This window comes from Dyella sp. OK004, assembly GCF_900114495.1.
Taxonomy (GTDB): domain Bacteria; phylum Pseudomonadota; class Gammaproteobacteria; order Xanthomonadales; family Rhodanobacteraceae; genus Dyella_D.
Map to the genome: position 1 here is coordinate 44387 of NZ_FOZI01000002.1, position 26768 is coordinate 71154.

The 26768-nt window shown below is 61.8% G+C and carries 21 protein-coding genes; 8 read left to right on the top strand and 13 right to left on the bottom strand.

Annotated features, from left to right (window positions below; translation table 11 throughout):
• Window positions 1-84: 84 nt before the first annotated feature.
• Window positions 85-8709, bottom strand: coding sequence for a glycoside hydrolase family 94 protein (locus BM338_RS06955; RefSeq protein ID WP_090450179.1), 8625 nt, complete (start codon window positions 8707-8709; stop codon window positions 85-87).
• 347 nt (window positions 8710-9056) lie between these two features.
• On the opposite strand from BM338_RS06955, the gene BM338_RS06960 reads away from it, so the two are divergent.
• Both BM338_RS06960 and BM338_RS06965 read left to right on the top strand, forming a co-directional pair.
• Complete coding sequence (locus BM338_RS06960; protein ID WP_177229261.1) at window positions 9057-9872, top strand: NAD(P)-binding domain-containing protein; 816 nt, start codon at window positions 9057-9059, stop codon at window positions 9870-9872.
• 263 nt (window positions 9873-10135) lie between these two features.
• Entirely contained in the window at window positions 10136-10612 is a 477-nt protein-coding gene (locus tag BM338_RS06965; protein ID WP_143109265.1) for a hypothetical protein, read from the top strand.
• Window positions 10613-10699: 87 nt separating this feature from the next.
• Here the strand turns inward: BM338_RS06965 and BM338_RS06970 are convergent, their stop codons facing one another.
• Window positions 10700-11152 (bottom strand): fasciclin domain-containing protein, encoded by a 453-nt coding sequence (locus tag BM338_RS06970; protein ID WP_090450182.1) that lies wholly within the window; start codon window positions 11150-11152, stop codon window positions 10700-10702.
• Between the two features lie 516 nt (window positions 11153-11668).
• Between BM338_RS06970 and BM338_RS21335 the strand changes: the two genes are divergently transcribed.
• The 3 genes from BM338_RS21335 (at window position 11669) to BM338_RS21340 (ending at window position 12971) form a co-directional block, all read left to right on the top strand.
• Window positions 11669-11947, top strand: coding sequence for a hypothetical protein (locus BM338_RS21335; protein WP_143109266.1), 279 nt, complete (start codon window positions 11669-11671; stop codon window positions 11945-11947).
• 94 nt (window positions 11948-12041) lie between these two features.
• A complete protein-coding gene (locus BM338_RS06980) occupies window positions 12042-12329 on the top strand; it encodes a hypothetical protein (protein WP_090450184.1) in 288 nt (95 codons plus the stop codon).
• Window positions 12330-12746: 417 nt separating this feature from the next.
• The gene (locus BM338_RS21340; protein ID WP_143109267.1) at window positions 12747-12971 is read left to right on the top strand and encodes a hypothetical protein; all 225 of its coding nucleotides are present in this window, start codon (window positions 12747-12749) and stop codon (window positions 12969-12971) included.
• A gap of 107 nt (window positions 12972-13078) precedes the next feature.
• Here BM338_RS21340 and BM338_RS06985 read toward each other — a convergent pair whose 3' ends face one another.
• The gene (locus BM338_RS06985) at window positions 13079-14542 is read right to left on the bottom strand and encodes an HD domain-containing phosphohydrolase (RefSeq protein WP_090450185.1); all 1464 of its coding nucleotides are present in this window, start codon (window positions 14540-14542) and stop codon (window positions 13079-13081) included.
• A gap of 179 nt (window positions 14543-14721) precedes the next feature.
• Between BM338_RS06985 and BM338_RS06990 the strand changes: the two genes are divergently transcribed.
• Window positions 14722-15507, top strand: a complete 786-nt coding sequence (locus tag BM338_RS06990) for an alpha/beta hydrolase (RefSeq protein ID WP_090450186.1) — start codon at window positions 14722-14724, stop codon at window positions 15505-15507.
• Between the two features lie 438 nt (window positions 15508-15945).
• Here the strand turns inward: BM338_RS06990 and BM338_RS06995 are convergent, their stop codons facing one another.
• The gene (locus tag BM338_RS06995; RefSeq protein WP_090451192.1) at window positions 15946-16680 is read right to left on the bottom strand and encodes an SDR family oxidoreductase; all 735 of its coding nucleotides are present in this window, start codon (window positions 16678-16680) and stop codon (window positions 15946-15948) included.
• A gap of 100 nt (window positions 16681-16780) precedes the next feature.
• Here BM338_RS06995 and BM338_RS07000 point away from each other — a divergent pair, with 100 nt between their 5' ends.
• Both BM338_RS07000 and BM338_RS07005 read left to right on the top strand, forming a co-directional pair.
• Window positions 16781-17695, top strand: a complete 915-nt coding sequence (locus BM338_RS07000; RefSeq protein ID WP_090450187.1) for an AraC family transcriptional regulator — start codon at window positions 16781-16783, stop codon at window positions 17693-17695.
• 129 nt (window positions 17696-17824) lie between these two features.
• Window positions 17825-18313 carry a hypothetical protein gene (locus BM338_RS07005; RefSeq protein WP_090450188.1) on the top strand — a complete coding sequence of 163 codons (489 nt, stop codon included), beginning with the start codon at window positions 17825-17827 and terminating at the stop codon, window positions 18311-18313.
• Window positions 18314-18367: 54 nt separating this feature from the next.
• Here the strand turns inward: BM338_RS07005 and BM338_RS07010 are convergent, their stop codons facing one another.
• From BM338_RS07010 to BM338_RS07050, 9 genes are all read right to left on the bottom strand, one after another.
• Window positions 18368-19189: an alpha/beta fold hydrolase gene (locus BM338_RS07010; RefSeq protein ID WP_090450189.1), complete on the bottom strand. Its 822-nt coding sequence runs from the start codon at window positions 19187-19189 to the stop codon at window positions 18368-18370.
• Window positions 19190-19594: 405 nt separating this feature from the next.
• Window positions 19595-20113 (bottom strand): Dps family protein, encoded by a 519-nt coding sequence (locus tag BM338_RS07015; RefSeq protein ID WP_090450190.1) that lies wholly within the window; start codon window positions 20111-20113, stop codon window positions 19595-19597.
• Window positions 20114-20154: 41 nt separating this feature from the next.
• Entirely contained in the window at window positions 20155-20829 is a 675-nt protein-coding gene (locus BM338_RS07020; RefSeq protein WP_090450191.1) for a YoaK family protein, read from the bottom strand.
• Window positions 20830-20856: 27 nt separating this feature from the next.
• Window positions 20857-22251, bottom strand: coding sequence for an alginate export family protein (locus tag BM338_RS07025; RefSeq protein ID WP_090450192.1), 1395 nt, complete (start codon window positions 22249-22251; stop codon window positions 20857-20859).
• Between the two features lie 5 nt (window positions 22252-22256).
• A complete protein-coding gene (locus BM338_RS07030; RefSeq protein ID WP_177229263.1) occupies window positions 22257-23168 on the bottom strand; it encodes a glyoxalase in 912 nt (303 codons plus the stop codon).
• Window positions 23169-23219: 51 nt separating this feature from the next.
• Complete coding sequence (locus BM338_RS07035) at window positions 23220-23624, bottom strand: DoxX family protein (RefSeq protein ID WP_090451194.1); 405 nt, start codon at window positions 23622-23624, stop codon at window positions 23220-23222.
• 2 nt (window positions 23625-23626) lie between these two features.
• A complete protein-coding gene (locus BM338_RS07040; RefSeq protein WP_090450193.1) occupies window positions 23627-25516 on the bottom strand; it encodes an amidohydrolase in 1890 nt (629 codons plus the stop codon).
• Window positions 25513-25791, bottom strand: a complete 279-nt coding sequence (locus BM338_RS07045) for a XapX domain-containing protein (RefSeq protein ID WP_090450194.1) — start codon at window positions 25789-25791, stop codon at window positions 25513-25515. The genes BM338_RS07040 and BM338_RS07045 overlap by 4 nt, the downstream gene beginning before the upstream one ends.
• Window positions 25792-25853: 62 nt before the next feature.
• On the bottom strand, window positions 25854-26507 hold the full coding sequence (locus BM338_RS07050) for a hydrolase (protein ID WP_090450195.1): 654 nt from the start codon (window positions 26505-26507) through the stop codon (window positions 25854-25856).
• Window positions 26508-26768 lie beyond the last annotated feature (261 nt).

Sequence of the window (26768 nt, forward strand, 5' to 3'; positions counted from 1 at the left end):
GCTTGAATTCCAGGGTGGTGGTGGTCTTGCCGAATCAGGGCATGGGATGCAGCAGGACGTCAAGATCGGACATCGGCAGCCTCGTCATGACGTGATGTCTGTGCCGGGATGACTCTGCGACGCGGATCGATGCCGGATCTCCACTTGATGATCCTTGCCATCATCGACCAGGGAGATGCTCTGCTCCACTTGCACCTTACCGTCGAGGCTGACCTGATCGCCGCCTTCAAGTCCGGCTTCCTGCAGGACGGTGATGTGGTAATCCGTCTCGCGATATCGGTAGTCCATGCTGAAAGAACGCCATGCGGAGGGCAGCACGGGCCTGATATGCAGGCGCTCGCCTTCCACGTGCAAGCCAAGCAGCGACTCCACGATCAGCCGGTACATCCAGCCGGCCGAGCCGGTGTACCAGCTCCACCCTCCCCGTCCGGTATGTGGAGCCACACCATAGACATCGGCAGCCACGACGTAGGGTTCGATCTTGTAGATCTCCATGCCTTCGGCCGTCAGGCTGTGATTGACCGGATTGATCATGCCCAGCAATTCCCACGCGCGCTTGCTGTCGCCAAGTTCGGCAAACGCCATCGTTGCCCAGATCGCCGCGTGCGTGTACTGCCCTCCGTTCTCACGAACACCTGGCACATAACCCTTGATGTAGCCCGGATCGAGTGAGGACTTGTCGAACGGCGGTTCGAGCAGTTGCACCAATCCAACGTCGCGACGCACCAGGTGCTGGTCCAGCGAATTCATCGCCTGTTGCTGGCGCGCCGCCTCACCCGCGCCAGACAGCACGGACCAGCTTTGCGCAATGGAGTCGATCCGACACTCATCGTTGGTGGCCGAACCCAAGGGCGCGCCATCGTCGAAGTACGCGCGCCGGTACCAGGCACCATCCCAGCCATGCTGTTCGATGCTCGTGCGCAACTTGGCGGCCTCGACCTCGCAGCAGGCGGCGAACGCTTCATCACCGCGCAGACGTGCCACCGGCGCGAACTGAAGCAGCACGCCATAAAGGAAGAAACCCAACCAGATGCTCTCGCCGTGCCCGTGTTCACCGACGCGGTTCATGCCATCGTTCCAGTCACCGATACCCATCAGCGGAAGTCCATGCGTGCCGCGCGGCATGCTATGTCCGATGGCGCGAACGCAATGCTCATAGAGCGTTTCGCGCAGACCCGAATGCGCTGGCAGGTCGTAATAGGACTCCTCATCGAGACCGACCTGGCGTCCTTCAAGGTAGCCCGCGACCTCATCGAGCACGCCGTGGTCACCGGTGGCAAGTACGTAGCGACTGGTGGCCAAGGGAAGCCACAAATAGTCGTCCGAACAGCGCGTGCGCACCCCCCGATCCAGCGGCGGATGCCACCAGTGCTGCACATCGCCCTCGACGAACTGGTGCGCGGCACACAGCAACAAATGCTGGCGCGAGCTGTAGGGCGAGGCATGGATCATCGCCATGGAGTCCTGCAACTGGTCGCGGAATCCGTAGGCGCCGCCGGACTGGTAATAACCGCTGCGCGCCAGGAAGCGGCAAGCGATGACCTGGTACATCAACCAGCCGTTGGTAAGCACATTGACCGCTGGATCGGGCGTCTGCACCTGCACCTTGCCCAGCGTCCAGCGCCAGTGCGTGCGTACGGCTTCCAAGGTGTTGGCTGCAGTGCCCATACCGCGGAATCGCTGCACCATATCGCTGGCCGCTTTGGCGTCGCCGGCCATGCCCAGTCGGAAGATGATCTCCTGCTCATCGCCGTCATCCAGTTCGAAGGCAAGCTGGATGGCCGCACAAGGATCCAGACCGGCACCGACACGTCCCGACAGGCGCGCGTGCCCCATCGCTGCCGGTGCGCGCAGGCTGCTGTTGCGGCCAAGAAATTCGCTGCGGTCACAGCTGAAGGTGCGTGCGGGGTTGTCGACATCGAAGAAGGCGACCCTACCCGGGAAGTCCGTGTTGTAGGCGTTACGCGCAAAGAGCGCCCCGGTCATCGGATCGGACTCGGTCACCACGTGCATCGCCGATTTGCTGCGCAATTCACCCAGTACCCAGTCGACATACCCCGTCGCGGAAAGGCGGCGTGTGCGTCCGGATGTATTACGCACCCTGAGCACGGAGAACTTCACCGCGGAATCCAAAGACACGTAAACCCACAACTCGCTGCTGATGCCCTCTTCCGCGTGTTCGAACACCGAATAGCCGAAGCCGTGCCGGGTCACATAAGGACCTTCGCCACATCGCGGCAGCGGCGTGGGCGACCAGTAATAGCCTGTTTCGTCGTCGCGCAGGTACATCGCCTCGCCACAACCGTCGGTCACTGGATCGTTCTGCCAGGGCGTCAGCCGGAACTCGTGCGCGTTCTCGCCCCAGGTATAGGCACCGCCGCTTTCGGAAACTACGGTGCCGAACTGCGCATTGGCCAGCACGTTGACCCATGGCGCGGGTGTCGCCTGCCCTGCCTTCAAGGTAATGACATATTCGGTGCCGTCAGCACTGAATCCGCCATAGGGATTGCTTAGAGACAGCTCCCTGGGCGGCGTTTCGGACGCGGCGTGACCGCCGACCTCGTCAGAGGTAAGCCGGTTCGCCACGGCGGTGAACGGCACCGGCTGCGTTCTTACCCGCCGTCGATTGATCTGTTCGGTCAGGCTACCGCGACTGTCGTCGACGATCAGGCGCGCGGTGGCCTGCACCAGGATGCGATCCTCGTTGGATATCTGTTGCGCCGGCCGCACGAAGATACCGCCCGGGCGATCCAGCAGGCTCGCCTCCACGCCGGAGGCGATCAGGCCCATGATCATGTCCTGCAATTGCTGTCGATAACCGGCGTGATCCTCGTTCCATATCACCAGATCGACCGCCAGACCCTTGAGGCGCCAGTACGCATGTGCCTGCACCAGCTGGCGTACCAGGTCGATATTGGCAAGCTCCGCGATGTGCAGCAGCACAATTGGCAGGTCACCGGAAATGGCCTGGCCCCACAAACCTGACTGGCCACGCCGATTCGCCAGAAGAATGCCGGTGTCGGCACGCAGAGAGGCATTCGCATAGATGATGGACGTGGCCATGCGCTCGTACAGCTGCGCATCAGCCAGGCTCGCATTCAACTGGCGCAGCAGTACCTGACTGTGGGTCCATGCGAGGTCGAACACGCGGTCAGCCAGATGACGGTCGCGATACTTCTCCATCAAGTGCACGCAGGCGTCACGGCTGTCACCGATACCGGTGACCGTGTCGATCAGTGCTGATTGCTCGGGCTGCAGCGTAATGCGGCAGCGGATGGCTACGATCGGATCAAGCACCGAACCTTCGCTGTCCGAAAGACGGTCAATGGTGCTATCCATGACCAGCGGCGAGGCCACGCTGCGGCCGCGGCCGATGAATCTGGCACGGTCAGTCTCATAGGAAATCTCGTCGATGTCGGCATCGTGCACGGCCAGCAGATGGCACATCCATGGCACCTGCTCCTGGCTGGAGCGCGGGCGCCGCGTACATACAATGGCCTGCAATGCGCGCACCAGTTCGGTCTGCACGAACAGATTGCTGAAGGCGGGGTGCACCGCATCGGCCATCGGTGGTGCCAAGACCACTTCGGCATAGCTGGTGATCTCAATGGTCCGCTTCGCTCGCCCGCGATTCGTGATGCGGATGCGACGAAGCTCGATGTCGTCTTCGGGCGACACCACGATTTCGGTATGCGCGTCGAAGTCCCGTTCGCGCACGCGAAACTCGGCGCGCGCATCAGAGAAGATCGCCTCGTAGGCCTCGGTTTTCTTCAAGGTGGGCTGGAATGCACTAGACCAGAATTCGCCGCTGGCCACATCGCGCAAATAGCAGAACATGCCCCAGTTGTCGGAGCTGATGTCTTCCCGCCACCGCGTCACAGCCATATCCCGGTGTCGGCTATAGCCGCCGCCCGCACTGCTCACCATGACGTGGTAGCGGCCATTGGAAAGCAGCTGCACGGCCGGCTCCGCCCGGTTCGGATCGGCAAACACGCGCAATAAGGTTTCGGATACCAGCGACGGGGCTTCCAGCGAGGCGAAGCCGGTGGCGTGCTGATATTCCGCTGCCGTCCTGGGCACCCGCTCCTGCAGCAGCAGCAAGGTGGCCTGGAAGCTTGGCTCGGATTCGAAGCGCTTCTGCATCAGGCGCGGCCGTAGCACGTAGCTGAGCGCCAACAGACTCATACCCTGGTGATGCGCCATGAAGGAGTAAACGATCGCCGAGCTTTGCCCGCGCGGCAAACGCGCGGGGGTGTAGTCGACGGCCTCATACAAGCCGAAGCGCCCCTCCAGCCCCTCGTCAGCAAGACGTTGCAAGTTGGCGCAAGCGGCTTCGGGGGCCACCAGCAGCGCCAGGGCCGACGCATAAGGCGCAACGACCAGCTCCTCGCCCAGGCCGCGTTTGAGGCCGAGCCCGGGAACGCCGAAGGCCCGGTATTGGTAGTTGAAATGGACATCGCGTGCGTTATACCCGCACTCGGAAACGCCCCAGGGAATGCTCAGCTGATTGCCGTACTCGATCTGTCGGTCGACGGCGGTGCGACAGGTCTGGTGCAGCAGCGTGCCCTCATAGCTCGGCATCACCAGCATCGGCATCAGGTACTCGAACATCGAGCCGCTCCATGATAGCAACACCGGTTCACCGCTCACGCTAGTCAGCAGCCGGCCGAGCGTGAACCAGCTTTCCTGTGGCAGCTGTTGCTGGGCAATCGCGACAAAACTGGTGAGCCGTGCTTCCGATGCCAGCAGATCGTAGAAGCCGGTATCGAGCCGCCGTTCCTCCACGTTGTATCCGATCGACAGCAGGTCGCGATGGGTGTCGTAGAGAAATTCATATTCCATATCGGCCAGGTCGGCCGCCTGCTGCGCCAACGTGACGAGCACGTCGATCAACTCGATCGCGCGTCGCTTCGCTGCCAGGACCGAAGGTCGCGCATCCATCGCCACCTGCGCTTCGTCCATGTCGATATTGGCCACTTGCCGAAGCGTTGGGATGCCCTCCCGACTACCCTCTCCCTCGACACCGGACAGCCCAACCAAGGAAGCCAGGTAATCCTGGATATCGCGGCACTGCTCCAGCAGCCGCTGCAGCCAGAAATCGGCATGGCCATCGAGGACGGCCTTCACTTCGGTGGCCGCTTTCTCCGCCCGATCCAGCACCTTCTGCATGCGATCCCGCGCGATCGCCAACGATTCCGATGGTGCGGCGAGGGCGGCCTCGAGTTCAGCCTCGACACCCAGTAGAGCCGCGACGCCTTCCGGGCGTTCCGCGGTCACGGCTTCGCGCAAGATGTCCAAAGTGTCATGCAAGCCTTCGAACATGCGCTCGTCAAAAACCGGATCATCCGGCAGCGCAAGCAAGCCGGGACGAAGGGTCAACAGATGCCCAGCCAGATTGCCGCTATCCACGGCGGATACGTATCGCGGCCGCAGCGGCTGCAATGACAGCGTGTCGTACCAGTTATAGAAATGCCCCCGATACCGCTCCATGTTCCCCATCGTTTGCAGCGTGGCGGCCGTACGCTCTGCCAGCCGCCCTGCCGTCAGGTAGCCAAGGTCGTAGGCGGCAAGGTTCGCCAGCAACGCCAATCCCATGTTGGTCGGGGAAGTACGATGCGCAATGACGGCCTCCGGCTGCTCCTGCATATTGTCCGGCGGAAGCCAGTTCTCCTGAGGTCCCACATGTGCCTCAAAGAACGCCCAGGTTCTGCGGGACAGCCGGCGCAGGAAACGCCGCTCTCGCGGCGTCGGATTGAACGTGCTGATCAACGGCGGCTTGCTGATCCACCAAGCCACCGCAGGCGACACGAGCCACATCAACAAGAACGGCCCAGCGACCGGCAATGCTTCTGGCCTCCGCAGCCATAACACTGTCAAGGTCACGATGGCCAGCAGCGGGCCAATCCACATCGATCGGAACAGTTCGGCCAGATCGTTGGTGCTGACGCGCTCCACTTCTCTGGATGGATTCCACTGCAAAAGTCGTCGCCGGCTGATGGCAATACGCCAGAGTGTTCGGACGATCGCATCCAGGCTGTACAGCGCTTCGTGAGGCAGCCATATCAATGCCAGCAGTGCACGGGCGAAGTGCTGTCCGGCCGAATGCAGCGCTCCCCCCAGGTGCTGTTCGAGCACCACCTCGCTCGGCTTTTGGAGCAGATCCAGCAACGAGGCCAGCACCGGCGGAACCAGGACAACCGCCAGAACGGCAAAAGTCCACGAAGCTGCTTGCGACACGTCCAGCCAACCGAGCAAAAGCAGCGCCAGCAGCGACGGCGGTACCAGACTGCGGCGGAGATTGTCGAGAATCTTCCAGTGCGACAGCGCGGAAAGCGGGTTGCGCTCGCGGCGCTTGCCCGGCAAGGGAACCCAGGGGAGAAGCCATGGCAGCAGTTGCCAGTCGCCGCGCACCCAGCGATGACGCCGTTTCACATCGGCGTTGTAACGCGAGGGATATTCCTCGTAGAGCTGGATATCACTGATCAATCCGGATCGGGCGTAGCAACCCTCGAGCAGGTCATGGCTCAGGATGCCGTTGTCGGGGAAACGCCTGGCAATGGCCTGTTCAAAGGCGTCGACATCGTAAATGCCTTTGCCAATGAAAGAGCCTTCACGAAACAGATCCTGATAGACATCCGACACCGCCCGCGTGTACGGGTCGACGCCGGCATCACTGCCAAAAAGTCGCGCAAAGGATGAACGCGTCGCGCTGGGCAGGCTGATGCCGACACGCGGTTGCAGAATGGCGTAACCAGAGACGATGCGCCGCTTGGCGGGATCATAAACAGCGCGATTGAGCGGATGCGCCATGGCACCGATGAACAGCCGGGCGGAATCGCGCGGCAATTGCGTATCGGCGTCGAGGGTGATGACGTACCTGATCTCCGGAAAAATATCCGTGCGTCCGACGATCATCGAGAACCGGTCACGCCCCGTGCCTCGCAGCAACGCATTGAGCTCAGCCAACTTGCCCCGCTTGCGTTCGAAACCCATCCATACCTTGTCGGCTTCATTCCAGCGGCGCGGCCGATGAAAGAGAAAGAACCGGTCAGCATGCACATCGGGATAGGCCGCATTGAGCGCATCGATGCGTTGTTGTGCCAGCCGCAACAAAGACGCGTCCTGCTCCAGGACTTCCGTCGATGCATCAGTGAAATCGGTCAACAGGCCAAAATGGACGTGTTCGTCGCGATTGGCGAGAAAGCGCACCTCAAGACCTTCGATCAGCTCGTCGACATCCTGCAAGCTAGAAAACAGCGTAGGAATAACCACCAGTGTCCGGGCATGCTCGGGAACGCCCTCGCTGAAATCCAGGCGAGGCAGCATCTGGGGCGTCACGGCGATGGTCGCCAGCCAGTTCACCAGACCGATGGCCAGCTGGCTGGTCACGAGCACCGTGGGAATCGCGATCAGCGCGGCCAGCCACCCATGTATGCCATTCAGCCCGATGCCGAGCATCAAAGGACGCGCGAGCAGCAGGGTCAGCAGTGCGATCAGGCCAAGGTAGATTTCCAGCGGAGCCGCCAGAACGAGCCGTTGCAGTCGTTGTGAAAAAATTCTCCGGGCAGCGATGGCTCGCTCCAGAGTCACCACTCCCTTGTCCACCAGATAGAAGCCGACGTGCGACGGCGCAGCCCCCTGCCCGCTTCCAGACCGTGCCAGCTCGACCGTTGCGCGGGCCACGTCCGCTTCGGCGTGGCCGCAATGTTTAGCCAGCGCCTCGACGACATGCCGATAGTGATCGCGCGTGTCGAAATCCATGGCGGCATAGATACCCGCAGGATCTTCGCGCAGCGCCTGTTCGACCGCACTGGTGCTTTCGACAAACTCGCGCCAGTCCATCGCCGACAGCATGCGCAAGCTGCCGATGCTATTGCCGATAGACACTTGGTCGGCGGCCTGCTGCTGCGCCTCCATCTGCACCAGATGCTCGATGCTCAGGCCCGATTCCGCGAGCCGCTGCTCAATCCAGGTCAGCGGCAATGCCAATGCCGGGCTTTGTCCTTGCAATCGGCGGGTCAGTTCGGCGACGAACGAACTGGCCATCGGAGGATCCGATCGCGCCATGTCGGCCACCGCGAGCACAACGCTCTTGGGATCGCTTTCGGCGATCTCGGTCATCTGGTCCGCCCACTCGTCGGCCAGGTTGCGGTCGCCCCAGTCGGACATCACGCGAGCAGCCACGCGGCGCAGATTCTCGATCAGTGCCAGGCGGAGCATGATTGGAATGGCCCACAATTCGCCTAGCGTGAGCAGGGTGACCGTCTGGTAGGAGGCCACAAAGCGGCGCAGACTCTCGCTGTCCACCCTGCCGTCGCCATGCGAGATGGTTTCCAGCGCGATGTCATAGACGCGCGGAAGTCTCGCGGATGGTCCATGAACGAGGCGCGGAAGCTCGCGGCTGTAGCCTTTGGGCAAATGCCTCTGCGCCGTGCGAATCTGTTCCTCGATCAAATAGAAATTGTCGAGCAGCCATTCGCCCGCGGGCGTGATGCGTTGTCCGCCTCCCAAGGCGCGCGTAAGCATTTCGCAAGTGTGCGAGAGCACCACCTCGTTGTCGGCAAGACGCGTCAACAACGTATTGGCCCTGGAGTGCTTGCTCGAACGATGCCGGCTTGCCAGCACCGCGCCGTATGCCTCCATCTGGTCGGCGCTGTACAGCTCCGAGCGCAAGGCAGGCTCTTGCGCAAAGCTGCCACGACGCAACATGGACTCTCTGCGAAGAATGGCCCGAAGGTGGCGTAGGCTCAGCAAAGCCAGAGGACTGCTTATCTTCAAAAGCGACCATCCCGTTATGAGGTTGTGGATGTAGCGTCCTTTCCGCGCTCAAACGCGATCACGCTCGGCTTTTGCTTCCCGACATTCGGTTTTACGCCGCTCGGCGAGGCCGCTGCGTGAAGAGGTGCCAGGTAGGTGGGCCATGACTGGCACGGAGGGAGGCCACCTGGATGTCGACGCGACGTCGTGGGCCTCACAAGGGGATAACCGCACCCAGATCAGACTTTCGGGATCAGATGCCGGTATTCCTTGATAGTAGAGGATCGAAGAGGCAAGCGATGCAGATCGGCATGATTGGATACAACGCGGCCAACGCTCACGTCGCCATGCAATGGTCGGAGGCCGGATACCAGGTCGTCGGCTTCGATCCGGGCCGAGATGAGCACGAAAGAACCTTGCATCCGGGGCTGACATTGGTCGATCGCCTCGATGACCTAGCGATAGCCTTGCCGCCACCGCGCACGCTATGGATGGCATTGCCAGACCGCACCGAGACCGAACGTATCTATAACGAGCTGCTGCCATTGCTCACCAAGGGCGACACGGTCATTGACGCAGGCTACTCCTATTACAAGGACACACTGCGTCGGGCGCACGTCTTCTCACGGTTTCGCTATCAGCTCATCGACGTGGGTATGTGCAGAGCATGGCCATCCACGGATGGTGGCGGCATGGTCATCGGAGGAGATCCATCGACCATTGAGCATCTTGGCTGGGTTTTCGAGGCGCTAAGTCCCACGCGCACTCAAGGCTGGGGCCGAGTGGGCCCGGCAGGATCGGGCCATTTCGCCAGGATGATCCATGCCGCCATGGCGTCGGCCATGGCGCAGATGGTCAAGGAAGGTATCGCGATCCTTTGCTGTAAAACGGACCCCGATCTTGACCTCCCTCAGCTAGCGGAGATCTGGAGCCACAGCGATGCCGCGCTCGCGCGCCTTCTTAGTCTGACAGCCAACGATCTGGCTCGTCAGACGGGCGTCCGGGGTGACGCGTCCGATGAAAAGTGGATTCTCGACGAGGCGTCCGAGCTAGGCGTGGCCACCCCTGTACTCGCATGTTCGTTGTTCGAATTTCTGCGTACGCCCCTTTCCTGAGAGCGTGCGCCGAATGCGATGATCCGGCCCGCAGCAACCAAGGCGCGCCCGTCGCGGCAAGATCGCGCTGCGGCACGCTTGCAAAATTCTCGCATTCTCGGCCGACACCGGTAGCCTGGTCCTTTTTTGTGGCAGCCTTCTAGAGACGAGGCTGGGGCAGTCCAGACTTCCACCTGACGGCGCGCATAAGGAAGTCCTCACGGAAAAATTCCTTGCAGCGACGTAGCATGCATATAGACGTTCCCGACGCGGGAGTTACTAGCATGTCCAATCTCATCGTAGCCAAATTTGATAATCAGTTTGCAGCCGCATCCGTCATAGACAAGCTGTTAGCACGGGGCATGCAACGTATGCACGTGCAGTCATGCGTGGATGAAAGCGTAGGAAACTCAGCCGCAAGCGCAAGCGCGCCGACATCGGTCATGTCCGGCACCAGTCACCAGGGCCATCGGGAAGGCCAGAAAGCATCGGAGTTCAGATCGCCCAGCCATCCTCCAGTCCCCAAACAGATGGGCCATACCATGGTTACGGTCGAACTGGATGATGAAATGCTTGCCAGCGATATTCGCCGTCTTATGTCACTCGCGGGTGCGACATCCATTGAATTGCAGGATGCGAAGCCGCCCACGGAGAACCCGCTCATGTGGCCGGATTACGGCACGGCCTCAGCCATTGATGTGGAGCGAGCTATTTGCGCTACCAGAGGCAGTGAATCCCTAGGTCCGCATGCTCGACATTAGCCGCGTCGAGACGTATCGATCCGGCAGTGATGGGGTAAGCGCATGGGGTCTCGCGGCGGGGCGCGCCCCGCCACAAGATCTTGTTGGTTAGTGCTTAGTGGGCACGTTCACCGCATCGATCGCGTGGATGATGCCGTTGCTCGAGGCGATGTCCGGCTCAGTGATGGTGGCGCTGCCGATGCGGAGCTTGTCGCCGTCCTTCGTAATCGGCGCGGCCTGACCTTGCATCATCTTCGGCGCGGTCAGCTTTCCGACTTCGATGGCTGATGTCCGACCCGGCAACACGTGATACTTCAGTACGGAGATCAACTCCGCCTTGTTCTCTGGCTTCAGCCAATTTTCCAGCGTGCCCTTGGGCAGCTTCTCGAACGCCGCATCCGTCGGCGCAAAGACGGTGTAGGGGCCGTTGCCCTTCAAGATATTGGTGAGTCCGGCCACTTCCATAGCCTTGCCCAGCGTATGAAAGGAGCCGTTGGCCGCGGCTGTCTCGACGATATTCTTGCCAACGGCGCGCGAGGTGTTGGAATCATGATTGGACATAAGTTTGCCTTGAGTAGTGATCCGCGGGGCGGATCCAGAGCGACCGAAGCCGCGACTCCGATGCAGATCGGAGAAGTACCCAGATGGCGTTAGGGAGAGGACCGCGTAACTGAGACGCCTGCCAAGGAGGAGACTTTCTTTCCTGGCGCCGCAGCAGCATGCGCTTGCACTTGTTAGGTGACAGTGATCCGAAGGCATGGCCCGCAAGCGCAAAGCAGCCAGCATGGTCGCACTTCAAAGATCACAAGCATCGCGATACCTGAGTGCTATCGGGAAAGGCGAACTTCTTCCGGAGCTAGGCTTGCATCACGCCCCAGGCAAGACCTTACAGCGGCGTAACAACACGAAGCGCATGTTGATCGTGCGCCGGAGCTTCGTTAGACCCGCTTCGGACGCCTCAGATTCTCTATATGGTTTTTCTTGCAAGGCCTCTGAGTTTTCTCCGCCCTGGTCGGAGCCGCGGGCTAGCGCTTGCTTATGACCTACAGGATGTAGGTCAGTACTCGAGGCAACTCCATGTATACCCCCAATCAAACGAACTCACTCTACTTTCACCCGCATAAGCTGCATTTCACGCCTCTTTCGGATGCTGAAGACAGCGAGCTGCGCAATCGCTGGTTCCCGGGATACGACGTATCGGTGGTATCACCGCGAGCAAATGCCCCGCTGCGGCAGAGTGCGCTCATGCCTGCGGTCGATCCGCCGGAACCTGACCGATACCGGCAAGACATGGACGCCAATCGCATGGATGACGACGGCGCACCCCTCCCAAACGCTGACCCTCGCGATTTCTGACGGCAGTCGCTGGCCCAACAACGCTCGCGCTGTCCGCACCGCTCCCATCAAGGGAAGGAGGCGCAGACAGCGATCTCTTTCAAAGGAATCCACCATGACCAGTATTTCCGGCAAGACCACCAACGGCTTTACGTACGAAGGTGATTACGAGCACACAGGCGCGGATCGCGTCACGTGGGCCGCGACTTACCGACGCAGCGGTATCTTTTTCGGTATGCGGCACGGACGCATCAACGAACTTCTTGGCGTTCCGGCCGGAGAGGTCAACGAAGCCGTGCAGGATGACATTGAGTTTGCATGGGTTCCATCCACACCCGCTTCTGGTCGACCGCGGACATCCATCGAACTCCCCGAGCGAGGACATCTGCCTGGCATCCAGTGAAATGCCTGGCACGGTTGTCCCATCATTCAATGTTGCAACCAGCCTCTCTTCGCTGGCCGCCCGTCCGCCGCCGAGCGCCACGCGCATGCCTGGCAGCCGCAGCTGCCCGAGCAAGGCTTGACACAATTGGATCTGCATCGACACGGTACAAGTCGAATCGCTTCCTTGCGCACTACAAAGAAGTCGGCGAGGTCAAAGAATCCGTTTGTTGCTTGATAGCGGAGCAGACCTTCCTCAGTCGGATCGGGATTTACCTTCATATGAAGCCCCCTATGGGAAACCCATCATACGACCGCATCCGTTACTTATTCAGTTGGCCTCAGCCTGAAACCACGGGAACACCTCATGCTGCCAATACTGGTTGTAACTCCCCCGTGTTAGGACTAGCGTCGCCCATGCCGCCCAAGGAGCACGTGCATGTCATCCATCACTATTGAGACGTCGACCGATGGGCCAAACGCGGGTGGCCTGTGGCGTGGCCGCTGGCACCTGACCAACGCGGCAGGCTACATGCGCGGCCGATTCGGTGTCACCCCGCATTGGTATGGCTCAGAAAGTGAAGCGCACATCGCAGCTACAGCTATGGCGAATTCGGATCGCCGGAATTTGCCCAACAGAGACGGCGTTCTCGCATCGCTCTGAATGCTGGATGGCACGCAGGTCAAACCTATCCAGCGCTGCGCGTCGCATCGCGCATCCCTTTGCCAGAAGACCGCAGACCGGTTGAGTCGCAGGTGCGCGACCCAGCTCTACAGCAAACCCAACTGAGTAGCTTTCAACGTAGCTGCCGCGCGCGTTGAGCACTCCAACTTCCGGAACACACTTTCAACGTGGGTGCGTACAGTGCTGGGGCTGATGGAGAGCTTCTGTGCGGCAAGCTTGTTGCTCGCGCCCAGGCTGATGCAGCGAAGGACTTCCCGCTCGCGCTCGGTAAGCAGGCCGGCCGATGGCGCCACCTGCAGCCTGGCACCCGAAGAACGTGGCTTGTCGAGAGGCGCACGGACGACTCCAACGTCATAGCGGCCTGCAGCAGCTTCGGCCATCAGCAGTTCGTTTGCAGCGTGTTCCATGTGCGCTTCGCGCCATGGCCGCGCTGCACGAAGCGAAACCAGCGCGGCGGCCGCTGCGAGAATGCGGCCTTCGAAAGGGATGCTGACTTCTTTCACCTCGCGGAAGTAGCCCGATCCATCCGGCCGCTCATAGGCATACGACGCGACTTCGGCTTCGCCGGCCAGCGAGCCGATCTGTCGCGCGGCGCGGCCGGTCCAGTACGGCACCAGCCGCACGCGCTCCCACGCCGACTCCGCCAGTCGGCCCGGTGTGTCCCAGACCATGTTAGGTACCGAGGCCCGCCCCATGCCGTGGATCAGCGCGGCCCGATACACCTTCTGTTGGCTTGCTTCGTTTAGCCCCAGCTGGCGCGCGGCATGGCGCGCAATCTGCGCCACGTCTCGCGAATACCCAGTCATCCAGGGCAGCTTCAAGTCGATGACGTGCGCCAGAATCTCCAGCGAAGTCGTGCGGCCTGCGAGCGTCGCATCCAGCGAGCACGGGCCGGACAACGTCGGGTCTTGGTCGAGTGCTGATAGCCACTGCTGAGCGTGCACCAACAACAAGTTCGCCAGCTCTCGCGGATACAGCACTTCCGCCCGCTCACCGATGAGCTTGCATGCCCGCTCCATGCCGTACAGACGGTTGAAGATATCGAGATCACCGGCAAGCGATGCCATGTAGACAGCCACGGGAACCTGATCGCCGCGCAGGCCATCCGGCGCGCCCGTGCCGTCATGGCTTTCGAAGAGATGATGCAACGCGAACTGGGTTTCATCATCCAGCCCTAGCTGTGCCGCAATGTCGCCCGACACTTCGCAATGGATGCGCGACAGCGAGAGGAACGCCGATCCTTTGCCGCGGGTGCCGGAACGAAAGCCGCTGCTGGGAGACTGGATGGCGAGCAGTGCCTTGCGGCCACTCACGTCGTCGCCAAACAACTGGGCGAACTCCGGCGCATTGGCGGTGCAGCCCGACCAGCGCAGCAATGCGACCGCCGTAGCGCGTGTGCACGTCGCGTCATCCGCGCCGGCTTCACGGGCGAGTTGCCCGGCAATCCACGCGGCCCGCGGCGAGTGATCGGTGGGCTGGCCCATAGCGAGATCGCCAACGAAGGCCAGCGACCGGATCACATCCAGGAGGGCGACGGTGGAGTCATCCATGGATTTCGTGGCCTGTTGACAAGGAAGGGGGAGTCTAGCGCCGCCACTCCCGCGCGGGCCTCGGTCATTCAACCGATGGTGCGCGCGAGAGGCCGACGGCAATCTGTGCTCCAAGGCTGGCCCGCCAGCCCCTCCGACGAAACACCGACCCGCACCACTACCCGCTTCTGGAGAATCCCATGAAACTGAAGACGCTCTCGTTCGCTGCGGTTGCCGCCCTGTCCCTGGCCTCTGCCGCTCATGCCGCCACCCCCACCCCGACCTCTACTCCCATCAAGAATGTCGTGCTCGTCCACGGTGGTTTCGTCGACGGTTCCGGCTGGCAGCAGGTCTACAGCCTGCTCACCAAGGACGGCTATAACGTCAGCATCGTGCAGAATCCGACGAGCTCGCTTGCCGACGACGTGGCCTTTACCCGTCGAGTGCTCGAGAAGCAGACCGGCCCGGTCGTGTTGGTGGGCCACTCCTATGGCGGCGCCGTCATCACTGAGGCGGGCGGCGCCGACAACGTAAAGGCACTTGTCTACATCACGGCGTTCGCTCCTGACGCCGGCGAATCCGTGCAGACGCTGATCTCTCACCCGGCACCTGGCGCACCCGTACCGCCAATCCTTCCCCCGAAGGACGGCTGGCTGATGCTGGACAGCGCCAAGTTCGCCGCCGCGTTTGCCGGTGACCTGCCGCCAAAGACAGCCCAATTCATGGCCGACTCTCAGGTTCCGTGGAATGTCGCTGCGCTTGGCGGCACGATCTCAACACCGGCATGGAAATCCAAGCCGAGCTTCTATCTGGTCGTTGATGGCGACCACATGATTCCAGTGGAAGCGCAACGAGCCATGGCGAAGCGCGCAAACGCGACAGTCATGAACACCAAGGGCAGCCACGCCATCTATGTGTCGAACCCGAAAGTCGTTGCGGCATTGATTGAAGAAGCCGCCAAGAACGCAGGAACTGCTTCGAAATAAGTACTCGCCGCGCGCCGAAGGCCCCGTAAGGGGCCTTCTCTTTTGATCGCCCCGCTGAATGACCAGTCTATGGCTCGCCGCGATGATCATGGCATTCGGTGCCAGCCGACGTACCTTTAAAAAACCGCTGCCTGTCTTGATGCCCATGCGCAAGGCCAGATCGATGCGCTCGGCGATCAAATCGGTCAGCGGACGCGGACGAGATCGTGGTCGATGCCGCCAAGCAGTTCCGCTCCAACGTGGGTCCGAACGAGCATCACCTCGTCAATGGCTTCAACGACCAGGCGCTTGCGATCTTTGGCGGTGCCTGAGCTGGCAGCAACCGATATATGCAGGCTTACGCCGCGCCATGGATGGCGCTTCGCAAGACTCCCCGAGATGGGACGCTCATGACTTTTTAAGCGCCGGGGCGATGCATAGCCCCCGCGCTTAGTGTGATCAGGCCAGTGCCAAAGCGTCAGCGCCAGCCGTCATGCGAATCGGACACGACGAGTCGTTCGCCGCACGCCACACCGCTTCTGCCACATCCTGCGCCCGCGTAACCTCGGATGACTGCGCCCATGCCGCGAAGACATGCTGCGCCAAGTCGGTGTACGCCTCGGGGAAGCCATTCTGCATTCGAGGCTGTGCATTCTCACCAAAGCGAGTCTCCGGTGCCCGTCCCGGCAACACCAGGTTCACGCGCACGTTAAACGGCTGAAGCTCCAGCGCAAGCGACTCAGTGAACGCATTCACCGCCGCCTTGCTCGCGGTGTATACGGAGAGCAGAGGGAGCGACTTCAACGTCACGCTCGATGTGACGTTCACGATGACACCAGCCTTCCGTTGCCTGAATTGAGGTAGCACCGCCTGCGTCATCGCTATCGTACCAAGCGTGTTCGTCTCGAAGACCTGGCGTGCGATGTCTATCGATGTGCCTTCGAGAGCGTTCAGTACGCCAATCCCCGCGTTGTTGACCAGCACGTCGATCGGTCCTGCGTCAGCGACGGCCTGACGAATGCTTTCCGAATCGGTGACATCAAGGGCAAGCACGCGCAGGTGCTCGGAGCGAGGCAGCACGTCCTCGCGTGGCGTACGCATAGTGGCGATGACCTTCCAATCGCGATCAAGGAAATACCGCGCGGTTTCAAGGCCGAAGCCAGACGAGCAGCCGGTGATCAGGACGGTTTTCATGGGGGACTCCCGGTGGTGGTTGGCGTTACCGAAACGATAGATCGCCTCGGCCGGACCCACTACCATCAGGAGTCCATGTTTCGTTTGCAGGAGTCCGGCCATGGTCGATCCGCTCGCCGAAGTGGTCACGCTGCTCCAGCCCGGCGCCCCGTTCTCGAAGATCGTCTTCGGCGCTGGCCGCTGGAACGTTCGCCGCTCGGAGGCCGGACGGCCCTTCTACTGCGTGATCCTTGAGGGTTCGTGCCGCCTCACGGTCGACGGGCACGCGCCGATTACGCTCCAGACAGGTGACTTCGTCCTGATCCCCTCTGTCTACGGATTCACCATGTCGAGTATGGAGTCGATGACATCGGAGGACATCGATAGGCCACCCACCGCATTGCCTGACGGCGAATTCAGACTCGGCATGCAAAGCGGCCCGCCTGAGGTTCGATTGCTGGTTGGCTACTGTGTGTTTGGTTCGCCAGACGCGGCCTTGCTGGTTTCATTACTTCCACAACTCGTGCACGTTCGCGGCGAGCGGAGGCTGGCCATCCTCGTGCAACTTGTCGGAGAAGAATCTCGCGAGCTGCGGCCCGCGCGTGATGTCATCCTGGCCCGGCTTCTTGAAGTGCTGCTTATCGAAGCCCTTCGGTCAACGGCAGGAACGGCAGCATCGCCAGGCCTATTGCGCGGGCTCGCCGACACACGCCTCGCAGTCGCGATACGGCACATGCACGAAAGCCCAACCCGGTCGTGGACAGTAGCGCAGTTGGCGAAAGAAGCAGCCCTTTCCCGCTCGGCATTCTTCGAGCGATTCAGTCGCGCCGTGGGCGTCGCGCCGATGGAGTACCTGCTCGCCTGGCGCATGGCGTTGGCAAAGAACCTGCTGCGACGGAACGAAAGCGGCATCGCCGAAGTGGCGGAACGCGTCGGCTACAGCTCAGCAAGCACCTTCAGCGTTGCCTTCACCCGCTACGTGGGACTGCCGCCAACGCGGTATGCGCGGGAGCTGATGACGGCGCAAGGCCCGTAGCTCAGGCGGCGCGGCGTCTTCAGCCCATCATTCAAAAATTACACGATTGTGGATTGAGGCAATCACACTCCCGCGTTCATATTGGGCGTACCTTTGCGAGATCGATGCGTCGTAGCCCAGGAGCACGTAATGAATTCAGCACTCGGCTTATTCACCGCCTTCCACACCGTGATCAGCGTGGTGGCCATTCTTGCCGGCATCGGAGCCGTGCGTGGCTTGTTTCTAGGTCGCGTCCGGTCCGCTGCCATGGCCACGTTCCTGGTCTCCGCCATCGTCACCACCGTAACGGGCTTCATGTTCCCTTATCACGGTTTTACGCCGGCCATCGGCGTCGGAGTCATCGCATTACTCGTGCTGGCATGGGCTCTCCTTGCACAGCGCCGCACGGCACTTTCCGCAGGGTCGGGCGCTCAATTTGCGGTCGCCATCGTCGTCAGCGAATACTTTCTCGTCTTCGTACTTGTCGCGCAGACCTTTGCCAAGCTCCCGGCATTGAACGCACTGGCTCCCAACGTTCAACAGCCGTTTTTCGGTGCCGTACAACTCATCGTGCTCATTGCGTTCACGGTGATCGCCATACGTGCGGCCCGGGCGTCGAAGACCCGCGTTACGGTATAGAACCAACCCATCTGAGCAGCCGGTCGTGGAAACCACGACCGGCGCCTGGATGGCTCAGGAGCGGATGAACTCGAGCAAGTCCTTATTGACCTGCTCCTGATGGGTGGCGGTCAGGCCATGGGGCGCCCCCGGATACACCTTCAGCGTGGCGTGCTTGACGATCTTGGCCGAAAGACGGCCCGCATCGTCGATCGGCACGATCTGGTCGTCGTCGCCGTGAATCACCAGCGTCGGCACTTCGACCTTCTTCAGGTCCGGCGTGTAGTCGACTTCGGAGAACTGCTTGATGCAGTCGTATTGACCCTTGAGGCTGCCCATCATGCCCTGCATCCAGAACGAGTCGCGCATGCCCTGCGTCGCCTTGGATCCCGTGCGGTTCGCGCCGAAGAACGGGCCGGAGAGGTCCTTGAAGAACTGCGAACGATCAGCCAGCGTCTTCTGGCGGATATCGTCGAAAACCTCGATCGGCAGCCCGCCAGGATTGGCGGCAGTCTTGACCATGATCGGCGGCACCGCACCGATCAACACCAACTTGGCCACGCGTGCATTGCCGTGGCGTCCAATGTAATGCGCTACTTCGCCGCCGCCGGTGGAGTGGCCGACGAGCACAACGTTCTTCAGGTCCAGCTTTTCGATCAGCGCGGCGAGATCGTCGGCATAGGTATCCATGTCGTTGCCGTCCCATGGCTGGCCCGAACGGCCGTGGCCGCGACGGTCGTGCGCGATGGTACGGTAGCCGTGCGAGCTCAGGAAAAGCATCTGCGCATCCCAGGCATCGGCGGTCAGCGGCCAACCGTGCGAGAACACCACAGGCTGTCCCTTGCCCCAGTCCTTGTAATAGATCTGCGTTCCGTCTTTAGCGGTAATCGTGGTCATGTCAGAGTGTCCATGTCGAGGTGAGGTGGGTGCAGCTTTGCCCAGGCTGGGAGAGCTGGCTGCAAATCCGGCGATGGGCAATGTCAGTGCCGCTGAAACCATGGCGGTGGTACTGAGAAAAGCACGGCGTGCTGGATCGACTTCGTGGTTTGAATCTTTCGACGACATACGGGCTCTCCTGGTTCGATTTGTCGCTTCCCATGAACCATGCGCGTGACATTCCATGCATGCGTCGACGAGCCAACCGGCGCGTGGCGGCATAAGTGGAAAGATCTGGCGGGTTAACACGATGCTGGCGTACCGCACATTGTCTTCCGCTCAAGGCAGATGCGAAGACCTATCGAGGTAACCGTTACCTACCCTTCCGGGTAATCGCCACGCCGAGAGAGACAACCTCCCATCGACTCAGACATTCCGCCCCGACTCGAACAAGAACCACAGGCGCCGTTCTGCTTCGTCCACCCAATTCTCCAGCAAGCTGGCCGTAGCCACATCGCCGTATTCGTCGCAAAGGCTGTGCACCTGGCGCATGGTCGAAGTGATACGAGCATTGTCCTCGCGCAACTCCGCCAGCATGTCGGCTGGCGAAACGAAATCCGCATCGTTGTCACTGAGACGCTGCAGCCGGGCGATATGCCCGATGGAGCGCAAAGTGGTGCCGCCGATCTTGCGCGCGCGTTCGGCGATGGGATCCAGCGTGGCGTAGATCTGGTCCGCCTGCTCGTCCAGCAGCAGGTGATAGTCGCGGAAATGCGGACCGGACATGTGCCAGTGGAAGTTCTTGGTTTTCAGATAGAGCGCAAAGAAATCCGCGAGCAGCGCATTGAGCTCGCCACCGATATCGCGCCGAGCGTCCTCACCCAGTGCACTGGGTGTCGTCAGCGGAGCCTTGCGCCGCTGTTTGACCTTGCTGTTGTCTTTCATCGTTGTCTCCTTTGGGGGTATGACCGATCGATCGAATGAACTCAGCCTTCGGCACTCGCGTCGCGATGGAGATAGGCGGCCAGCGCCAGCACAGGTGGCAAGGCGAAACACCAGGTACCCACACCGGCATACAGCAAGGCGGCCAGCGCGCAGCCCAGCGCAAACGCCAGCACCGCCTGCCCCATCCGCGCCAGGCGTCCATGGATGGCCTCTTTCTGCTCGGCGGGCACGCCCTGCAGCAGGTCGCCGAGGTCGATCATGATCTGGGTGGTGGTGCCGGTCATCAGTGTGGTGGGCGGTGCGTTGCCCAGGTGCACGCGCTGCAAGGCGTTCTGCACAGCCATACCGGCTACCAGCGTGAGCCCGGTGAGCATCTCCGAAACGTCATCGCCGCGCGGAAAAGGCCCATAGCAAATAGCGAGGATGCCGCCCACGGTCAGCAATACCAGCTTCACCCCCAGCAAAGTCTTGAGTACCGGCCGACCGCGATCGATCAGGCGATAGCGCAGCAAGCGCGCCAGCACCACCATCGCGCAGAACGTCGGCAGCGCCAGCAGCTTGGTGACGATGCCGGAGGTGCCCAGTACCAGCGCCGCGCCGATGGTGACGAAGTTGCCGGTAACGTGAGCGGTGAACAGGCCGTGCAAGGCCATGAAACCCGCCGTGTCGACGTAGCCGGCATTGAAGCTGAGTAAAGTCGGTATCGCCAGTTTCATGGTCTTTGGTTCCTTGAGGTTCACGGCTCACCACATGTACTTGAGCTCGACGCCCAGATAGTCGCTGCTGTGCCCGCCCGCACGACGGATGGCATCGCCGATGTCGAAATGCACCATCTCCACCGCGGCGGCGAGATTGGCATTGACGGCGTAGTCGGCGCGTAGTTGTCCGTAGATGCCGGTCCAGCGACCGCCTTTCCCCGCCGTGCCGGGTACCGCGACGTTGGGTTGCGTGTACACCGCGTCGGCCGTGGTCTGGCGCCATTGCAGGCCGAGCGCGCCCATGAGAGTCAGGCGCGAAGACGGCTTCACCGTGATGGACGGTTTCACATGGATGAAGTTCGTGTAGCCGGTGTAACCGGCCAGGGTGACGTAGTAGCCGTTCGGAAACAGCGGATTGAAGGTGCCGAGGGTGTTGTCGCCGCGATGCTTGTCGCCCGAGGCCGCATCCACCTGCAAGCCGATGCGAGGCCGCCAGCCGACCGATGTGAAGGTGTAGCCCGCGCGCGTGCCGATCGCCCAGGCGCGAATGTCCTTGGCGCCCACTGAGCCGCGCTGAGCCATCGCTTCGAGGTCCCAGTCGAAGCCGCGCGCCGCGCCCGCATAGCGGGTGTCGAAGACATGGCGCAATTCGCGACCGCTGCCATCGATATATCTCGCATTGTCGCGGGCGAATAACGAGTAGTAAGCCGACAACTCCTGATTGCCGAACACCATGCGCTCCACACGCAGCATGCTGAAACGCAGATGGCGGTTGGAGCTGTCGTCGAACGGATGCCCGTCCGCATACTGCACCGGCTGGCTGATGAAGCCGATGAAACGCCAGCGGCCGGTTTCCCAATCCGCCCACGCGGCATCAAAGGCCTGGCGCACGTTCGGCCCATCCCGCAAGGACACGAAACGCTGCAGGTCGAAGGCGAATTCCTGGCGCCCAACGCGTGCCTTGAAGGTGCCTGTATCGAACGTATGCGTGTATGCAAGAAAGGCCAGCCGCAGGTCGAGCGGGTTCTTGTCGACTGGTGTGGTGGTGCGCTTGTTGGCGTCGCGAGCGTCTTCCAGCTGAGTGAAAAGCTGCCAGTGCTCGTTAAAGTGGAGATCCGCGTGGACTTGCAGGCGCTGGATCAGATAGCTGTCGCCGCGGCCACCATTCACGCCAAAGCCCGCGGCATCGTTGAGCTCCACGCGCTCGCGCAGATTCACACCCAGCGAGAGATAGCTGGCCGGATTGCTGGCGGAAAGCGCGATGTACTTAAGCGAATCGCCTGGCTCGGTGCGCAGCGCCGGATCGGCCAGCGGCGCCCAGTTCTCCTGCCACCGATTGAACAGCGGCACCGGCCTCACCGGCGCCGCGTTCGCATCCTGTGCACGTACCGCATGCGCAAACAGGAAAACGGAAGCACCGGCGAGGGCGATCCATCGCATCGCGCTTACTTGCCTGCCGCCGCGTGAATCTCCGCGACGTAATTGCCCGGAAACGCCACCATCGCGACCTGCCGCCCATCGGCCGTGTAAGGCTCCACCAACACCTTCGCGCCGCTGGCTTTCGCCTTCACCAACGTATCGCCGAGATTGGCGACTTCGTAGCCGGTGAGCTCATGGCCGTAGGGATACGGCAGATGCCCGTCCGTCACCTGTACCGACATCTTGCCGAAGGTCGACTCGATACGAACCCGGCGATAGGTATCGCCCGAGCGCCCGATCTCAACGCCGGGTGCATGCGCATCGTCGGAGACCACCTTGCCGTGGGAGAAAGCGAGGAAGCTGTGGATGAACGCGTTCGCGCGGTCCTTGGACACGTAAACGCGATTCTCCGGCACGGTCTGGAATGCCGCGTAGTTCGGCGCGGTGGTGTGCCAATACAACTGCATGTTCACGCCGCCCGGCCACTGGATCACGGCATCGCGGCCGATCGGATCAGGAAAGGCCTCGACGATGACGTCAGCGCCCGCCGCGCGCGCGGCGCGGATCGCCACGTCCATATCCTTCACCAGATAACCGGTGCGCTCCGCGCCGAACGGATGGGGAATCGGGGTCTTGAAACCGAACAGCGACACCGTACCCACCGGTGTCTGCAGCAACTGCGAGGTAGTGCTGCTGGCAGTAGGCGTTACGGTCGCCACCACCTGCTTGGTGCTTTGTCCGCCGAAGGTAGCGAGGAAGCTCTGCACGAACGTGTCGACCGCGGCGGGATCGACATACACGTGAGTGGTGTCGTACTGCGAGCCCACCGCTACTTCAGGGATGGCCTGCGCGGTGCGCGCTTCCAGCGGGGCGATGGTGGCTAACGAAACCGCGCCGAGTCCGAAGACCGCCGCGAGTACAAGAGACTTGATGCGCATGGGAAGCTCCCTATCAGGATGACAACAGAAAACCGGTGAACGCAGGTGCCGTCATGTCGACGCCGCGCGACGTTCGCGCAGGTCGTGCCATGCCACCAGCAGAAACCCGCCGACCAAACCAAGGTGCTCGAAGAATGTGTTGGCCGCGGGTAGCCGCTGTGGCGGCGGCAGTTCCCAGAAACGCGCGGCCATGAACGTCGCCATCAAAGTGAAGACCGCGAGCGCCAGCGCACCCAGCCAGCGATAGAAGCCGGTGAGGATTAGCAACGAAGCGCCGAACTCCATGGCAATGGTTGCCGCTGCGAACAGCCTCGGCGGCGTCAGGCCGAAATGCTCCATCTCGGCGATGGCGCCAGTGAAATCCACCGCCTTGTCGAAGCCGCCTTGTAGATAAGCCGCACAAAGCAGCAGCAACGCCACCCAACGTATGACCGGTGATCCGAGCAGATCGCGCATGGTCATATCGCCCAGCAGGCGCAGCCCAGCGCGCCCCAGAAGGATTTGAGATCGGCGATCGGCAGCTTGCTCGACCAGGCCGTGGCGTGATCGTGCCCATGGATGCCGCAAGCATGCGCGCAACCGCACGACTGCATCGCCATCTGGCGTATCGCTGCGCTGTCCGCCTTGTTCTCGCCCCACGCGGCATAACCGCCGAAGCGGCGCACCGGCGACCAGTCCGGCATGGCCGGCGGAACCGGCGCCTCGTCCAGATCGGTGAACATGCCGGCGGCGTACACGATCTTGCCGCCGACCATGGTCAGCTCCGAAGTGGTGTCGGCGATCTCACTCTCCGCGCAGGCGAAGAAATCGCGATCCGGCACCACCAGATCGGCGAACTGGCCGACCTTGATCTGGCCCTTCTTGCCCACTTCGTTGGAAAACCATGTGACGTTCTCGGTCCACATGCGCAATGCGGTTTCGCGATCCAGACAGTTGCGCTGCGGATAGAGCCGCAAGCCGCCCACGGTGCGGCCGGTAATCAGCCACGCCAGCGATACCCATGGGTTATACGAAGCCACGCGGGTCGCGTCGGTACCAGCCGATACCCGCACGCCCTTCTCCAGGATTTTTGCCACCGGCGGCGTGGCTTCCGCCGCACCCATGCCATAGCGCTCGACGAAGTACTCGCCCTGGTAGGCCATGCGGTGTTGCACGGCGATGCCGCCGCCGAGCGCCGCGATGCGGTCGATCGACTGCTCGGAGATCGTCTCGGCATGGTCGAAGAACCAGTTCAACCCTTCCAGCGGGATGTCCTGGTTCACCCGCTCGAACACATCCAGCGCGCGGCTGATGGTTTCGTCGTAGGTGGCGTGCATGCGCCACGGCCAGCGGTTCTCGGCAAGAATGCGCACCACACCTTCAAGGTCGCCTTCCATCTCGGGCGGCATGTCCGGCCGGGGCTGACGGAAATCCTCGAAATCCGCAGCGGAGAACACCAGCATCTCACCGGCACCGTTGTGACGAAAGTAATCGTCGCCCTGCTTGTACTTGGACGTGCGCGTCCAGTTGAGAAAGTCGTCCTTCTCCGCCTTGGGCTTCTGCGTGAACAGGTTGTAGGCGAGACGGATAGTCAGCTGGCCCTCGTCGGCCAGCTGCTGGATCACCGCATAGTCGTCCGGGTAGTTCTGCGAACCGCCGCCGGCATCGATGGCACCGGTGACGCCAAGACGATTGAGCTCGCGCATGAAATGCCGCGTGGAATTGAGCTGGTAATCGAACGGCAGCTTCGGACCGCGCCCGAGCGTTGCATAAAGAATGGAGGCATTCGGCTTGGCCAGCAGCAAACCCGTCGGGTTGCCATCGCTATCGCGCACGATCTGGCCGCCCGGCGGTTCCGCTGTGTCGCGGGTATAGCCGACGGCGCGCAGCGCGGCCGCGTTGAGTATCGCGCGATCGTAAAGATGCAGCAGGAACACCGGTGTGTCGGGCGCAACGGCATTGAGTTCGTCGATGGTCGGCAAGCGTTTCTCGGCGAACTGGTGTTCGGTGAACCCGCCGACCACGCGCACCCATTGCGGCGGCGGCGTGATCGCCACCTGCTGCTTGAGCATGCTCATCGCATCGGACAGCGAACGCACGCCATCCCAACGCAGTTCAAGGTTGTAGTTCAGGCCACCACGGATGATGTGCAGATGGTTGTCGATCAGGCCGGGCAGCACGCGACGGCCCTTGAGGTCGACCACGCGCGTGTTGGCGCCAGCCAGCGCCATGATCTCGGCATCGTTGCCCACGGCGATGAAACGACCACCGGCAATGGCCACCGCCGAGGCATGGGGCTGGCCGCGGTCGAGCGTCGCGAACTGGCCGCGATGCAGGATGAGCTCGGGAGTGGCCGTTGCGGAGTTCACGAGTTGGCCTCCGTGTCCGGTGCCGGCTTGGCGGTGTGCTTGCCCTCAGGCAACTGGCCAAACACGTGCGGCTTGACCTGTCCGCGGAGCCAGGTGGTCTCCGCGGCATCCCGGTTCAGCAGATGCTTGATCAGAGGAGGAATCTGTTCTCCGACGAGAATACCCAAGAGTCCGACTAGTGCGATCACCGGTGGCGCGGGTGAGCGGACTTTGATCAAAGCGTAGACGATGCCCACCAGCAAGCCTGCGGCGAGAGAAAAAACATAGGGCTTCATCGGCCTCTCCACTCAACGACAACGTGAAAGCGGCGGCGGTTGGCCGCCACTCATGACGGTACTCAACCTTCGTGCGCGCCAAACATCGACTTGGCGTAGGTGATGCCTAGACCGTACGATCCGCCGAACTGCCTGGCGACGCCGGTGGTGCTGTCGTACGACTCGGTACGCGCCCAGTCGCGCTGCAGCTCAAGCAGATACTGCAGCGCCGTCATCGGACGGGCACCAGCCTGCACCATACGCTCGACCCCGCGTTGGTGCGCCTCGGCCGAAACATCGCCGCAGGCATCGGTGATCACGTAGATCTCAAAGCCCTGGTCGATCGCCGACAACGCCGGACCAACAATGCAGACCGAAGTCCACAGACCGGCCAGCACCAGGCGCGTCTTGCCGATCTCGTTCACCTTCTTGATGACGGCGGCGTCTTCCCAGGTATTCATCGAAGTGCGGTCGAGCAGCGCTTGGCCCGGAAACGGGTCGGTGACCTCGGTGAACATCGGGCCAGAGAAACTTTTCTCAGCCACCGTGGTGAGGATCGTCGGCACCTTGAAGCTGGCCGCCGCGTGCGCCACCAGGCCGGCGTTGTTGCGCAGCGTGATGGCGTCGATGGAATGCGTCGCGAAGGCCATCTGTGACTGGAAGTCGATCATGATCAATGCATGATCCTTCGGCGTAAGTAGCAGCTTGCCGGGCGTGGGCGTGGCAGTGATGGGCATATCGATCTCCTTGAGGTGGCGTAGGCGGAGCGGTTACCACTGGAGCAATCCGGTGAAACGCTCACGAAGGACTGGGTACCGCGACTCGATGCCGGTGATGGGGACGCATGGCGAGCGGAAGGCATCAATGTCACCGAGCCGCGCATCCGGGCACAGCCCGGAACGGGCAAGTCGCGGCTACCCGATCGGGGATGTCCGGGAGAAAGGCTAGATGCGATAGTCAGGCCGATCATCCAGCCCTGTGGGAGCGCACCCTGTGCG